12 protein-coding genes are annotated in these 14,527 nt (G+C 62.3%); 2 read left to right on the forward strand and 10 right to left on the reverse strand.

Going from position 1 to position 14,527, the window contains the following annotated elements; genetic code table 11:
- Positions 1-19: 19 nt before the first annotated feature.
- Positions 20-886 carry a biotin--[acetyl-CoA-carboxylase] ligase gene (locus CQ015_RS04255; protein WP_105649457.1) on the reverse strand — a complete coding sequence of 289 codons (867 nt, stop codon included), beginning with the start codon at positions 884-886 and terminating at the stop codon, positions 20-22.
- Between the two features lie 39 nt (positions 887-925).
- The gene (locus tag CQ015_RS04260) at positions 926-1,783 is read right to left on the reverse strand and encodes an NAD(P)-dependent oxidoreductase (protein ID WP_105649458.1); all 858 of its coding nucleotides are present in this window, start codon (positions 1,781-1,783) and stop codon (positions 926-928) included.
- Between the two features lie 195 nt (positions 1,784-1,978).
- Here CQ015_RS04260 and CQ015_RS04265 point away from each other — a divergent pair, with 195 nt between their 5' ends.
- Positions 1,979-3,589 (forward strand): acyl-CoA carboxylase subunit beta, encoded by a 1,611-nt coding sequence (locus tag CQ015_RS04265; protein ID WP_105649459.1) that lies wholly within the window; start codon positions 1,979-1,981, stop codon positions 3,587-3,589.
- Positions 3,590-3,635: 46 nt separating this feature from the next.
- The gene (locus CQ015_RS04270; protein WP_105553821.1) at positions 3,636-3,854 is read left to right on the forward strand and encodes an acyl-CoA carboxylase subunit epsilon; all 219 of its coding nucleotides are present in this window, start codon (positions 3,636-3,638) and stop codon (positions 3,852-3,854) included.
- A gap of 80 nt (positions 3,855-3,934) precedes the next feature.
- On the opposite strand, the gene CQ015_RS04275 is transcribed toward CQ015_RS04270, so the two are convergent.
- The 8 genes from CQ015_RS04275 to CQ015_RS04310 are packed head-to-tail and all read right to left on the reverse strand — an operon-like array spanning position 3,935 to position 14,521.
- A complete protein-coding gene (locus CQ015_RS04275) occupies positions 3,935-4,639 on the reverse strand; it encodes a hypothetical protein (RefSeq protein ID WP_105649460.1) in 705 nt (234 codons plus the stop codon).
- On the reverse strand, positions 4,636-6,207 hold the full coding sequence (locus CQ015_RS04280; protein ID WP_105649461.1) for a serine/threonine-protein kinase: 1,572 nt from the start codon (positions 6,205-6,207) through the stop codon (positions 4,636-4,638). The genes CQ015_RS04275 and CQ015_RS04280 overlap by 4 nt, the downstream gene beginning before the upstream one ends.
- Positions 6,204-7,766 (reverse strand): FHA domain-containing protein, encoded by a 1,563-nt coding sequence (locus CQ015_RS04285; RefSeq protein ID WP_105649462.1) that lies wholly within the window; start codon positions 7,764-7,766, stop codon positions 6,204-6,206. The genes CQ015_RS04280 and CQ015_RS04285 overlap by 4 nt, the downstream gene beginning before the upstream one ends.
- Complete coding sequence (locus CQ015_RS04290) at positions 7,763-8,569, reverse strand: PP2C family serine/threonine-protein phosphatase (protein WP_105649463.1); 807 nt, start codon at positions 8,567-8,569, stop codon at positions 7,763-7,765. Before CQ015_RS04290 ends, CQ015_RS04285 begins: the two co-directional genes overlap by 4 nt.
- Positions 8,566-9,822, reverse strand: coding sequence for an RDD family protein (locus tag CQ015_RS04295; protein ID WP_105649464.1), 1,257 nt, complete (start codon positions 9,820-9,822; stop codon positions 8,566-8,568). The genes CQ015_RS04290 and CQ015_RS04295 overlap by 4 nt, the downstream gene beginning before the upstream one ends.
- A 3-nt stretch (positions 9,823-9,825) precedes the next feature.
- Entirely contained in the window at positions 9,826-12,201 is a 2,376-nt protein-coding gene (locus CQ015_RS04300) for a transglutaminase family protein (RefSeq protein ID WP_105649465.1), read from the reverse strand.
- Positions 12,198-13,526: a DUF58 domain-containing protein gene (locus CQ015_RS04305; protein ID WP_105649466.1), complete on the reverse strand. Its 1,329-nt coding sequence runs from the start codon at positions 13,524-13,526 to the stop codon at positions 12,198-12,200. The genes CQ015_RS04300 and CQ015_RS04305 overlap by 4 nt, the downstream gene beginning before the upstream one ends.
- Positions 13,523-14,521: a MoxR family ATPase gene (locus tag CQ015_RS04310; protein WP_105649467.1), complete on the reverse strand. Its 999-nt coding sequence runs from the start codon at positions 14,519-14,521 to the stop codon at positions 13,523-13,525. Before CQ015_RS04310 ends, CQ015_RS04305 begins: the two co-directional genes overlap by 4 nt.
- Positions 14,522-14,527 lie beyond the last annotated feature (6 nt).

A 14,527-nucleotide genomic window follows, 5' to 3' on the forward strand; every position in this document is an offset into this window, starting at 1 on the left:
GTATTCTGTGCTTCGCCTGTTACGCGTATTTGCCGTCGGCGCGCCGCACGTGGTGCACGTCGCCTGCCAAGATTCGTCGGCGCTGCCCCGAAGCGTTTTCCACCACCAGCGCTCCGTCCTCGGCCAGCTGCACCGCACGTCCGAGCAGCTGCGATCCATCGGGGAATTCGACGCGGACGTCCTGCTCCAGGGTGGCCAGACGAGCCGCGACGAGGTCGCGCAAGGAGTGGCCGGAATATTCTCCGAGCGACGCGGTGCTCTGCCCGCCCACCGCACGAAACGCGGCATCCAATGCGGTGAAGCGACGCAGATATTCGGCTAGGAGCTCACCGCGGTCGACCCGGGTGCCGCTGGCTAGTCGCAGCGAGGTTGCCGTGGCAACGGGAAGCTCCGAGGCTTCTTGATCTACATTGATCCCGGTTCCAACGACTACAGCGAATCCTTGCGGCGTCTGCACCAGCTGGGCAAGAATTCCACAGATTTTCCGGTCTCCGGCAAGCAGATCATTGGGCCATTTGATGCGCGGCTTCACCGGCGCTAGTTCCTCTACGGCCTGCGACCAGGCCAGTGCCGCCAGCATGGTGTACCAGGACAAGGACTCTGGCTCCATGGCAGTGCCCGGCGAAGCGAGGACGCTGACCGTGATGGCCGACCCGGCCGGCGTTACCCATTCGCGGCCCAACCGCCCCTTGCCCTGCTGCTGATGCTCGCTGAATAGGACGCTCAGGTGCCCGGCGGCGCCGGAGCTTGCCAGCTGGGCAAGCTCGGTGTTGGTGGAACCCGAGGTAGCGAGCACCTTGATAAATCCCAGCCGCAGTTGCGCGGCCAATTCATGAAGCGGCAACGGGTCCAGTGCCGCGCGTGCCGGGGATGTTTCAGGATTCATCCTTCAACTCTATGACACGCACGGCACCGAACTTCGGTTCTAAAGGAAAATGTCCTCGATGAGTTGGGCCTGGGGATTCACCGAGTACTTTTCCAGGTCGGTTACCCCGGAAAGCTCCAGCACCTGGGTGTCGGTGAAGAAATTCCCGCTCACCGAAGACGGAGTGCTGGCCAGGATGCACATCGCCGCGTCCGCAACGATGTCCGTGGTGCGTGCTGCCTGAATCATTTTCATTCCCTCTGGCAAGCTCCGGATGGCTGCGGTATCGATGAGAGTTGCCGGCCACAGGGAATTCACCCCGACGCCCTCGCCCTTGAGCTCTTCGGCCAGCCCGAGGGTGGTCAATGACATGCCATATTTGGCCATCGTGTAGCCCAGGTGCAGGCCCGCCCAGTGCGGGTCGAGGTTCAGCGGCGGCGACAAGGTGAGAATATGCGCGTGCGTCGATTGGCGCAGGTAGGGAAGCGCGGTTTTGGACAGCAGGAAGGTGCCGCGCACGTTGATGTCCTGCATCAGGTCGTAGCGCTTCATGTCCAGGTCATCCGTTTTGGCCAGGTTGATGGCGGAGGCGTTGTTGATGACGATGTCGATGCCGCCGAATTTTTCGACCGCCGCATCGACCACGCGCCGGACGTCCGCATCTTCGCGCACGTCTCCGACTACCGCCAGCCCCTGGCCTCCGGCGGCGTTGATCTTCGCTACCGCAGAATGAATGGTGCCTTCCAGAGTGGGGTGTGGCGTGTCTGTCTTTGACAGCAAGACAATATTTGCTCCGGCTTTTGCCGCAGCTTCGGCGATGGCCAATCCGATGCCGCGGCTTCCACCGCTCATCACGATGGTTCGGCCGCTAAGTTGTGAAATGTCAGGGGCGATGTCGGCTCGCGATTCATTAATCATGTGACCTAGATTACGCGATGTCGCCACACTAAGCTACTCGTGAGTAACTTATTCTGGCGTGCTTCACGTTCTCCTCGGGGCCAATTTGTAAGTTTCCTACAACAAAAACCGAAATTTTCCCGGTTAGACTGACTTAGTTGGCATTTTTCTTGTGCCATTCCTACACATAAGACATAACCCGAGGGAGTCGAAGGCATGACGCAGGGCCGTACCGAGACGGAAGAATCAATCGATCTGTCCACCACCGCCGGCAAGCTTGCCGAATTCCGCCGCCGCCAGAATCTGGCACAGGCGCCTTCGGGTGAAGCCGCCATCGAAAAGCAGCACGCCCGCGGCAAGCACACCGCACGCGAACGCATCGAGATGCTGATGGACGAAGACTCCTTCGTCGAATTTGATGCCCTTGCAGTGCACCGCTCCACCGCCTTCGGCATGGAAAAGAAGAAGCCCCTGGGCGATGGGCTCGTTTCCGGTTACGGCACCGTGGATGGCCGCCTTGTCGCCGTGTACTCGCAGGACTTCACCGTCTACGGCGGTTCCCTCTCCAAGGTCAATGGCGAGAAAATCGTCAAGGTCCAGGAATTTGCGCTGCGCAATGGCTGCCCGGTCGTCGGCATCCTCGACGGCGGCGGAGCACGCATCCAGGAAGGCGTCGCCTCGCTGGCCATGTTCGCGGACATCTTCCGCAACAACGTCCACGCCTCCGGCGTCGTCCCGCAGATTTCACTGATCATGGGCCCGAGCGCCGGCGGCGCGGCGTACTCCCCCGCGCTGACCGACTACGTGATCATGGTCGACAAGACCAGCCACATGTTCATCACCGGCCCCGACGTCATCAAGACCGTCACCGGCGAAGAGATCGACATGGAGTCCCTGGGCGGCGCACGCCAGCACAACGCGAACACCGGCACCTCCACCTATCTGGCCACCGACGAGGAAGACGCCGTGGAGTTCTGCAAGGAACTGCTGGACTTCCTGCCTTCCTCGAACCTCGCCGACGGGATTATCGCCGAATTCGACGAGGACCTGGAACTCAACGACGATGACCTGTCCCTGGACACATTAATTCCCGATTCCGCGAACCAGCCATATGACATGCGCAAGGTGATCGAGTCGGTTGTCGATGACGCTCACTTCTTCGAGATGCAGGCGCTCTACGCGCCGAACGTCATGATCGGCTACGCCCGCGTCGAGGGGCGCACCGTAGGCGTGGTCGCCAACCAGCCGATGCAGTTTGCCGGCACCTTGGATATCGCCGCCTCGGAGAAGGCAGCCCGCTTCGTGCGCAATTGCGATGCCTTTAATATCCCGATCCTGACCTTCGTGGACGTCCCGGGCTTCCTGCCCGGCAAGGACCAGGAATTCCAGGGCATCATCCGCCGCGGCGCGAAGCTGCTCTATGCCTACGCCGAGGCGACCGTGCCGAAGCTGACCGTGATCACCCGCAAGGCCTACGGCGGAGCGTACATCGTGATGGGCTCCAAGAAGCTTGGCGCAGACCTCAACCTGGCATGGCCGACGGCGCAGATCGGCGTCATGGGAGCACAGGGCGCGGTGAATATTCTCTACCGCCGCGATCTGGCCGCGGTAGAAGCCGAAGGCGGAGACGTCGAGGCGCGCCGCAAGCAAATTATCGAGGACTACGAGGCGGAGCTGCTCAACCCGTACCAGGCCGCCGAGCTTGGCTACATCGACGCGGTGATCGCCCCGAGCGAGACCCGCCTGCAGCTAGTGCGCGGGCTGCGCGCGCTGCGTGAAAAGCATGTGACCCTGCCCCCGAAGAAGCACGGCAATATCCCGCTGTAAGCGGCGGACTCATTGACCAGCAACTAATTTTCTCAAGGAGTAGCCTGTGCCCGAGCAAAGCACCGCCAATGCGGCCGCCCTCATCACCGTGACCAAGGGCAAGCCCAGCGCCGAGGAACTCGCGGCGGTTACCGCGCTGCTCACGGCGATGGGCACCGCCGCACCGGCAGAAAACGATATGCCAGTCGAACCACAGCGCGTGGCACGCATTCGCAAACGCCGCGCGCTGACTCCCCGCCTCGGCTGGAGCTTAGGCCGACGCTAGCGGCACGTCACCAGCGTTAATGGTTCTCGGGACAAAACCCTTGGTTTTGTCCCGAGAACCTTTTGCTTTTTGTTCCTCGCTCAGTCCTCGTCGGGCAGCGCCCGGTCCAGCATGGCCAAATCTGCACGAGTGACCAGCCGGGAGCTCACCGCATGCTCCACCAGCCGGGCCTTTCGATTGCTGGCCAATTTTCCGGGCCCGCCACGCAGCCCCGCTATCCCGGCCTTATCCAGTTTGTCGCAGACGTTATCGAGCTTTCGATTGAATTTGGTGATCGCCCAACCCAGGCGTTCGGCCGCCTTATTGCTCGAAGGTATGGAGCTGAGCCCGGTTCCATCGCGGCGCAGCATCGGCTCGGCCAACGCGATGACCAGCGCACGCTGGGATTCGGTCAAGGTCACCGGTCCGATGGTGGTCGCCCCATCCGGATCCGCAGCATTCGCTTCCTGCCGGAAGGCCGGGCGCGCGACATGCACCCCGAGCTCGTAGGTGGTTGGCCCCGCGGTGAATACCACCGAGGTCCGGTTGAAGACCAGTGGCAGCCGGGATCCAGGAGACAACCAGGCCTGCAGCCCGCCGGTTTTATCGGCCACCGTCGCGGTCAGCCGGCTCCCGACGTTGGACAGCCACCACATGCCTTCATATTTGCTCACGGTCAGGAAATTTCGATGCAGATACGGGTTGTCATCCACCGCCAGGTCCCCCTCGCGTCCGATAGTGAACACTTGGTCCGCGTTGATGCCAAACCACTGGCCGCAGTATTCGACGTGGGCTTCTTCGCTCATGAGGTTCCCTCGCTCGCTGCCGAGGTGCAGAACCGGGCAGGTTCCGAAACCCGGCCGTCATCGCGCACGAGCTTGACCTGCAGGCAGGTTTCTTGCGCAGAGCGTGGCAGCGTGGCGCTGGCCGAGTTGGTCTGCTTCACCGCCCCGGTACTCGTTGCGGTGACCGGCGACCAACGGTAGAAATCACCGTTATTCGGCTCCGGGTTCTGCCATTTAAAGGTGATTGTCTCCCCCACCGTCGAGTATTCGAAGTTTGTCACCTGCGGGACGGTGCCGCCGGGCAACGCGTCGGCGGGTTGTTCATTGCCGCCCAATGTGGGGCCGACAAGACGTGGGTCATCACGATCCTGGGTCAGCTGATTCAAGCCCAATACCGCAGCCACCAAGAGCACCGAGAGGACCGCGGCGAGGATCAGCGCTCGCGGAAACTTATTGGGAGCCGGTTCGCCCGGGGCAACGTCCTGCGGCCCAATCACTTCGGGGGCCGGAACCGGCTGCGCTGCACGCACGGATTCGAATCTCGGGGTGGCTTTGCCCGGCGCGAATGCCCTGGGGCGGCCCGCTGCGTCGCCGCGCCCGGCACGCTGGCCGGGGACGCCGGAGATCAGCGGGCTGGCAGCCGGACGTTGCGCGTCGTCGATGGACTGCACGCTGCGTACCCGCGTGGCCTCGGATTCTTGGTCATGCGTCGGCTCGTGCAGCGAGTCGTCCAAAACCTCAAAGGAAGTCACGGACAAGCCCAACTCAACTTGAATGCGCTGCAGGGCGCGGGCCAGTTCGGCCGCCGAGCCGAAGCGCGAGCGCGGGTTTTTCGCCATGGCCGCCGCGAGCACCTGATTCAGCGAAGCCGGCACGTCCGGACGCTGCAACCCGGTGAGCGGCGAATTGGTAATCCGCTCGATCAACGCGGTCTGAGCATTGTCTCCGCCGGGACGTACGAAAGGAGAATGCCCGGCCAATACCGTGTAAATCGTCGCGCCGAGCGAATACACATCCATATGCACCCCGGGCGGGGCGCTAGTCTCGAAAGCTTCGGGTGCGGACCACGGAATCGACAACCCGGTGACGTTGGTGTCCGAGGTCCCGGATATGCCAAAGTCGGTCAGTGCCGGACGGTTGTAATCGGTGGTGAGCACGTTGGCCGGTTTGATATCGCGGTGAATGATCCCTGCACGGTGGGCAGTTTCCACCGCGGAGCAAATTTGGATGCCTAGGGCCAGAGCCTCGTCCACCCGCAGTGGGCTGCGCCGGTAGCGGGTGTCCAAGCCCGGACGCGAGCAATACTCCATAGCCAGGTAGGAGCGGGAATCAGCGGTAATCTCGGCTTGATATATGGTGACGATATAGGGGTGGGTGGACAACTGGGCCATTAGATTTGCCTCATCCTCGAAGCGACGGCGCGCTTCGGGGCCGGAGACGTCGGCCAACAGCACCTTGACCGCTACCTTGCGGTGCGGACGGTGCTGCTCATAGAGAAAAACGTCTGAGAACCCGCCGGTGCCCAATGGGCTGAGGTAGGTGAACCCCGGGATATCCGGGGCCTGCGCCGGAGGACGCTTGGAACTCATGGAAGATCCTCAAAGCGCAGGCTTACGCCGTCGCCTAAATCGGCCACATCTCCACTGAGCAGAAGCACCGACTCGGATTTCCCCAAGCGTCGCGGAGCCTGTCCCTCGCGCAAAAGCACCGTCCCATTCGTGGCGCCCAAATCCACCAGTTCCACGTGCCAACCTTCCAAGCGCACCTGCAAGTGCGAACGCGAAATATCTCCGCTGGGGCTGTCCACCCGGATCAGCTTTGGCTGCTTGGCATCTTGGGAACCGTGGGAGCTCGGCTGACGTCCCACGATCACCGAACGGGTGAGCTCATGCGCGGATTCACGGGCACCGGCGGTGTCCGTGACAAACATCTTGCCTAAGGCCGGTCGTCTCACCTGGCGGGCTTCGCCGGTCAGCATCGCCGCGCAGGCACTGCAGGTCGACGCCGTTGGCGGATTGGCATGGCCTTTGAGGCAGACCCGGGCCAGGGTGAATTCGTTGTGCTGCGTCCCGTCTTCGGCATCGGGAACCTCTGGAACCACCGCTGTTTCCGGAGCCTTGGCGCGTTCGGGCAGGTCAGCGCGCATGATAGTCTGCCCGTCGTGGTCCCCGGCCGAAGGAGCCGCGGTGGCCGGCGCCGGTTTTGCCCGGGCCGCGGGGCTGGATTTAATGATGGTGTCCCCGTCATCGATATCGAGGTCCCATTGGGTGTACTGGGTGCTGCTTTCACCACGACGGCCCAAGAGATCACCGGCCAAGGACACCTCGGAGGCATGATCAACCTCTGCAAAGTTTTCGGGGTCCTGCGTCGTCTCCAGGTCCAGCGGCGCGACCTGCGCGGGCTTATTGCCCGCATTCGGCTCGGCTTGTGCTTTCTCTTCGATAGCCGACGGCCGCAGCGCGGCGCTGGCGGCTTCCGGCGTGGCTTCGGCTTCTACCTGCGCGACAGGTTCGGACAGCACATCAGCCTTCGAATCCGGCAGGGCTTCGTCCGGCTTCTGTGCGGCTTCCGGTGCGGCCTCGGTTTCGCTGGCAGCTTGGCTGTTTGCCGGCGCGGCCTTTTCCTTGGCCGCCGCGGACGGCTGTGCTTCGTGCGAGGCGCGATCCGCTGGTTCACCCACGGACTGGGATTCCGTAGTCTCCGCGGCGTGCAGCTGGCCAAAGGAGACTTGCGCTGCGCGCACAATTCCTTCGTTGAGCGGGAGCTGTCCTGCTGCGCCAGTTGGCTGCGAGCCGCTCACGGTCCAGGTTTCAGCCGCGGCGAAGCGGCGCTCCTGCCAGGTGGCGACGTCGGTTCCGCTGGCTTGCTGTTCGCCCCGAGGGCTGCCGACCGTAAAACTCATCTCGCCACGCACCACCACATGCGGTGAGGCGGCACGCGAGACGATCGCGAAGGGCGGCATGGAGCTGATCTTCATCTCGGCCAGCGCAAGAAACTCACCGAGCAGCGATTCAACCGACGACGAGCCGTTCATCTGGCCCCACAATGCCAGGACTTGCTCATGGGATGTATCTGCGGGCAGTAAGATCACATGCTCTCGGCCAACCAGTGCGTACTGGTCTCCTGGTACGTAATGCAGGCTGCTCATGAGCTCTCCTCTTCATCGACCGCGATCAGCTGACGCGGCATGGTGTCGTCTATATCGTAGTTTTGCCCGGAGTGCACGTCAGCAACAATCACGCTCACATTGTCTCGCCCGCCGGCCCGCAGGGCCGCCTGGATCAATTCCTCGGCGGCTTGCTGCGGGTCTTGCAGTCGCGTCAGGATCTGCTGGATCTCCGGATCCGCGAGTTCGCTGCTGAGCCCGTCCGAACATATCAGCAGCCGTTCTTCGGATCGGACCGGCAACAGCCAATAGTCCGCCCTGTTGTCGCTACCCATCCCCAAGGCTCTGGTGATCACGTGTCGGCGTGGATGCTGTGCGGCCAAGCTCTCTTCGAGCTGTCCGCGCTGCACCAGTTCTTGGACTTCGGAATGGTCCACGGTGACCTGCTCCAAGCCCTCGCGGGATAGCCGATAGGTCCGCGAGTCCCCCACATTGAAAATCAGCCAGTGCGCTTGGTTCTGTTCATAGACCACCGCGGCACCGGTGAGGGTGGTGCCGCCACGACCCGCAGCGATCTGGGTGACCACCTGATCAGCTTCAAGCACCAACGACTGGATCTGCTCGGCGGCAAGGACGCCGCCGGCGAGTTGGTATCCAGCTTCCAATGTTTGCACGCAGAGCGAACTGGCGATTTCCCCTGCTTCGTGCCCACCCATTCCGTCGGCCACCGCGAACAGCGATTCGGTAGCCAGGATGCTGTCCTCATTAACCGCGCGGCGCAGGCCGCGGTCGGTGGCCTGACCGTGGCGGATACTCAGCGACAACGCGACGGGCGGCTCGCTCACGCGCCTTCCACCTTGAAGGAACGATCACCGATGACTACCGTCTCACCAATTTTCACTTGCACCGGCTGTCCGGGGGCCACCTGCTGAGTGCTGCCGTCGGCGCTTTGCACCAACGAGCCGTTGCTCGAATTGCGATCGGTGACCCATACTCCGCTGGTCCCACGCTGGACCAGCAGATGGGTTTTCGAAACCGAACGATCCGGATCGATCAATACGATGAGTTCCTGTACCGCTTCGCCGTCGTCGGCGGCGGGGTTGCGGCCAAGCAACGCACTTTCGCCAAGGACGTAGGCTTCCCCGTCATCGAGCACCAGCCGGACTTCGGGTGATGCTTCGGAGCGAAGCTGGGTATGCCCGGATTCCTCATCGGCATGTTGGCCGGCAGCCGGCTCCTCGGCTGGCTGGCCTTCCTCCGGCTGCCCTGCGGAGTTTGCCGGCGAGGGCACTTCGGAACGCAGCCGGGTGTGCCCGGATTCCTCCTCTGCGAGGTTGCCTGCAGGTGTTTGCGCGGCCGGCTGGTCCTCCTCCAGCGGCCCCGCAGCATTCGCTGGCGACGGTGCATCGGCCGACGGCCGAGCCTTGGCCGGTACCAGGTTCGTCTCGGGTGCTTGATCTTGGCCCTCGCGTGTACGTGCCGCGCCTGGCACCGAATCGATCACCGCGTGCGAATCATCGTGGCGGTCCTGCGGCTGCGCCCCTTGGCCTGGAGCCGGTTGCTCTACGCTCTGCTCTTCCGGCGCAAAGGACTGCGGTCCGTGCACGCCACCGCTGGACAGCGGGTCCCGGCCCGCCTTCACGTCCATGACTAGCGAGTTAGCGACCTGGTCATGCCAGCCTTGGCGCTTGCCATTTGAATCAAAGAGATTCGATACGACCATGAGCACCGGCCCGGCCAACGGAACAATGCCCGCCAAGGCAATCAGCAACCGGCGCACGATGACCGGTCCCCAGCCGGGAACATGTCCCTGCATATCGGTGGTGCGGATCCCGAGCGCAATATTGCCCAAGGTCTTGCCCTGAGTTGCTTCCCACCACCACAAGAAGGCGGTGTATGCGACCGAAAGCAAGACGAACAACAACCAGATCCCAGCGATTTGGCCCGCCCCATCGCCGCTCAGCGCAGCTTGCTCGGTTTTAGCTCCAAGCCATGGAAGGAAAATCGTGGCAAGCACCGCAAGGGGCACGTTGTCCACCAACCACGCACCCAATCGTTTGACGGCAGAGGCATCAACTAAATTCAAAGTGGCAGCCATAGGTTACTCCTTAGATTGGTGCGGATTTACAATACCGACAGTTTGATTCTTGCGTTCAGAGCGCATGCCCGAGCGGGCTAGCGTACCCACCAGTTCATGGATTAGCGAACGGGGAGAGAATTTAGCGCGTAGTTGCTGCCAATAAGTCGCGGTGGACCTCATCGCTTCGGTCTGCTCGTCAACGGCCAGCCAATAATCGGTGACTTCTTGCGCGTTCGGAACTTCCCTGGAGAAGGTGGCCCGGTCCGCTTTCTCGGCCAGTGCCAAACTTTGCCTGCGCAACTTCGGGAACCCCTCGGCCAAGATCTTCGCGTTTTCCTTGCGGGTTGCGCCGGCGGCGGTGAGTACCCGCAGATCGGTCGCGTGGCTGAGCACTTCTTGCCAACCACCTGAGACTCGCTCGCCCAAGTTTCCTTGGTTTGCACGGCGCTTGCGGCGGCGAATCTTCAGGGCAAGGATCAGCAGCAATGGGGAGAGCAGTACCAACAGCGAGCCGAGGGACACCGCGGTAATAATAATGAGCGTTCCGAAGCGTTCCCAGAAAGTCTCCAGTTCCTCCTCGACCTCTTGCGGCTCCGGCGCGGTTTCCGGTGGAAGCTTTGCTTCATCTTGTCCCGGCGGAGGCGGTTGCAAAACCTGTGGCTGCGGGACAGCTTTGGGTTCTTGCTCCGGTGGTGTGGGTTGCTCATCTTCGTCCGGTGTCGGGTTGAAAGGAACCCAGCCAACGCCTTCAAAAGCGATTTCGACCCAGGCGTGGACATCCGAACCGGTCAACTTGATGGCTTGCGCCTCATCGTATTCCTCCGGGTAAAAACCCATCACCACGCGGGCAGGAATTCCCTGCTCGCGGGCCATCAGCGCCATGGCTGCCGCATACTGTTCGTCATCGCCGATCATCTGCTCCGCGTCAAGCAAATTGGTGATTCGTCCGGCGCCGTGCCCAGAGAGCGAGGGCACTTGGCCTTCGGCGCCGTTGGAAAAGAAACCGCTGTTGTTCAGCGACGTTTCCAGGCTTCGTGCTCGGTTCGCATCCCCGGTTCCCGAGCCTACGAAGTCCGCAGATCTTGCTGCGGCCAAGGCCGGTACGTTGGCCAGATCGGGCATCCGCAATTCGGCAAAATCCAGTTGCGCCAACTGCTCATCGCTTGGGTGCCCGGGAAATTGCACATGGGCCGTGTAGGCATCTCCTTCATGGAGCCCAATAGAGCTCAACGCGGTCTCGGCCTGCTCGCTGTAGAACAATGTACGAGCGAGTTCGTCCTTGCGTTCGCCGGTGAGCTCGATCCCCGTCAGCCGGCCCCCGGCCGGCAACCACACTCCGTTGTAATCGTTGATCTCGATGTCCAGCACACCATTCGCGCGCCCGTCCAGAGAACCGGTCGCGCGAATATCGGAGGAATCACCCACGGGAGAAAAGTTTCCACCGGATTTAGGGTCAACATTGAAAACCATCCCGTTATAGGAATCAAGGGCTGCCAAGCGGATTCGTTCGCCTTCCGGAAGTCCCTTGACCGTGAGCATGGTGTCATCGGCCATGGTTTTCACGTACTTGCGGAAACGAGTCAAAGGGCTTGGGAAGTCATAGAGATCCACCGGTGGTTCCAGCGCATCGCGCAATACCTGTCGGGGCGTCTGCGGGCTGAGCAAAGGGGCCGCCGCCGCGGTGACCGCTGCCGCGCCAAGGAGGACCACCACGCCCAGCGCGACTCGGCGCAGCAATGCTAGCTGTGCAGAGTGGGTTTCCTCCTCGCCGTGGTTCAGCGAACGGAATCCGTCCTTCAGCTTGGTCCCCATATAGCGGCGCCAGGCCAGCCAGCCGACCAGCAACGCGATGAAGGCGCTGCCGCGCAAAACGGGCACCGGCACCTCGCGTGTGCCGAAGACAATGCCGATCACGAACATGGCAAGTACCGGCAGCAGCGTGTAAAACGGCGAACGCAGATGCCAAGCCGCCAAACCCGCGAGCAGTGCGGTCAGCAGCGTCGTCAGGAAGGCAACGATCAGCATGCCGCCAAATTCGCCAACCGGTGGTGCCACGGTGAGCATGTCTTTCCAAGACAGCACCACGCCGGCCAGCAAGATGCGCACCGATTCGAGGGTGGGGATCATGCCGAAGAGCGCCTCGCGCGGAGTTGCCATCACGGTGCCCAAGATGAGGTAGATCCCCGCAAGCCAAGCCAGCGTCTGCCAGGTTCCCAAGCGAAACCAGACATTCGCCCAGGCTAAGGCGAGCCCGGCGATGATGCCGCTCAGGCAGGCGAGCATGAAATGCATGCTGCCGCCGTAGGCGTCCCATAGCCCCAGTGCTCCGAGCAGCAGCGCTACGCCGATGCATGCCGCGTCTATGCCGTAGCGGGCCAGTGAAAGTTTTTGGCTCATGACGTCGCCCGCTTCAGGAGCAACCCGAGCTCATCTAAATTGCCTAGGGTCAGTACGGTCAGTTCACCAATATTGGCTCTGGAAGCATCCAGCCCGAGCCCGCATCGAATGGCGATGGCGCGCACGCCCAATGGCACATGCATTGCTGCCTTGCGCAGCTCCGCAGCGGTGGCAGAGGCCCCGGTGAGGATGAAAACCACCGAGGCGTTGGGAACCTTGTCTGCGGTGTGCCGGGTCAGTTCCACGAAGGTGTCCCGCAGCATGCTTTGCCCCTGGACTCGGGTGAGCCCGTCCAACAGGTTCCGGCCGTTTTCGGTACGAATCGGCCCATCCTGAGTGAAAGTTGAAAGGTTCCGCTGTTCGGAAATTGCCTGCCAGCCGATGGAAGCGGCCACGCTGACCGCAAGTTCAAGATCTTCGAGCTCATCTGCGCCGTACTCGTCGAGGTTCAGCGAAAGCGCCACCGCCAGATGCGAACGCCTGGTCTCTTCGAACTGGCGCACCATCAGCTCACCGGTGCGTGCCGAGGACTTCCAATGAATATGCCTGCGGTCGTCTCCCGGCGCGTAGTCGCGCAGGGCATGGAAGGAAACGTCAGAGGATGACAGATCCTTGGTGCTCATGCCTTCGAGGTCGCGAATGAATCCCGCGGTGGAGCCCGCAAGCGGAGTTGTTTTCGGATGGATGAATAGTTCGTATTCGTCCGTCCATTTCACCTGCCGGCGCAACAGTCCGAAGGGGTCTTGGCGTACCGAGAGAATTGGCCCCACCGACAGGACCGCACGGCGGCGGGTGGGGATGGTGAAGAGATCTTCGTGGCTTTCCCCGGCTGCGAGCCGAGGGATGCGGAACTGGGCGGTGCCGGAACCCACCGGAAGTTCCATGGTGGAGCCGTGCGAGGTTTTGCCAGCGGTGTTTTTGACCTGGAGCGCGCCGACGGCCCGGTCGCCGACCGCAACCCTGGTGCGGTTCAGGTCAAGCGACACCAAAAAGTCGCTGCGTCCCAGGATGAAAAACACCGCGGCAGCCAGCAGCACCGCCGCCATCAGGGCGCCCAGCCATGCTTCCTGCCAGCCAAAGAGTGCTCCGAGCAGCCAGAGCAACACTGCGGTAGCTAAAATGACAAAGCCCAAGGGCGAGATGATTCTGGATGCCGGCGCAATAAAACGAGTGACCCAACGACGCGCCGCTTGGGCGCTTGGTGCAAGAGTCTGCTTGGCGATGAGCCACGACTCGCTGATCAGGCTCGCCGACCGGTTGACGGTACGCTTCAACACCGGGCCGGTCGTGCGGTCCGGTGTGCGGCGTTTCGTCCGAAGGCTCATGCTTGCTCCGCTACTGGCTCTTTGGCCTCGGATCCACGGCGCGTCGGGGCAGGTACGCTGCGCAGTGCGTTGGAGATAATCTGTGCCGCCGTGGTTCCGGTGAATTCGGCCTCCGGATCCAGCACGAGTCGGTGTGGCCAGACGTATGGTGCCAGCTCCTTGATGTCATCGGGCAATACGTAATTTCGCCCCTGAGACGCCGCCCAGACTTTCGCGGCACGCACCATGCCCAGAGCCCCGCGCACGGAGACGCCTAGCCGCGTTTCAGACGCTTCGCGGGTCGCCTCGCATAGCGCCGCTACGTATTCCAGGACCGCCTCATCCACATGCGTACCAGAGGCCAAGTCCGCCATATCCGCCACGGCTTCGGTGGTGATCACCGGGCTCAGCGAGGCCGATCGGTCTTTGGTCGCGCTGCCGGCCAAGAGGGCGACGGTGGCCGCACGATCCGGGTAGCCGATGGAGGTCTTGATCAGAAAACGGTCGAGCTGCGCCTCGGGCAGCCGGTAGGTTCCGGCCTGCTCGATCGGGTTTTGCGTGGCGATCACCATGAAGGGGCGCTGCTGCGGATACGTTACGCCGTCCACGGTGACCCGGCCTTCCTCCATCACCTCCAAGAGGGCAGACTGCGTCTTGGGCGAGGCGCGGTTGATCTCATCTGCCAGCACCAGGTTGGCGAAAATGGGGCCGCGGTGGAATTCAAACTGCTGAGTTTTCTGGTCATAAATGGTGATGCCGGTGACGTCCGAGGGCAGCAGGTCGGGGGTGAACTGGATGCGCGAGTTCGTGCCCTTCACCGTGGCCGCCAACGAGCGGGCGAGCATCGTCTTGCCGGTGCCCGGGGCATCTTCGAGCAGCACATGCCCCTCGGCGATCAGTGCGGTGAGCACCAGCGAGACCGGCTGTGTTTTGCCCAGCACCGATTTGCCGATGTTTTCCACGATTTTGGTGAAGGCCTCGTGGAACCAGGTGGCCTGCTCATTGCTCATCGTCATCTGGTG

The sequence above is a fragment of the Arthrobacter sp. MYb221 genome (assembly GCF_002979835.1).
GTDB lineage: Bacteria > Actinomycetota > Actinomycetes > Actinomycetales > Micrococcaceae > Glutamicibacter.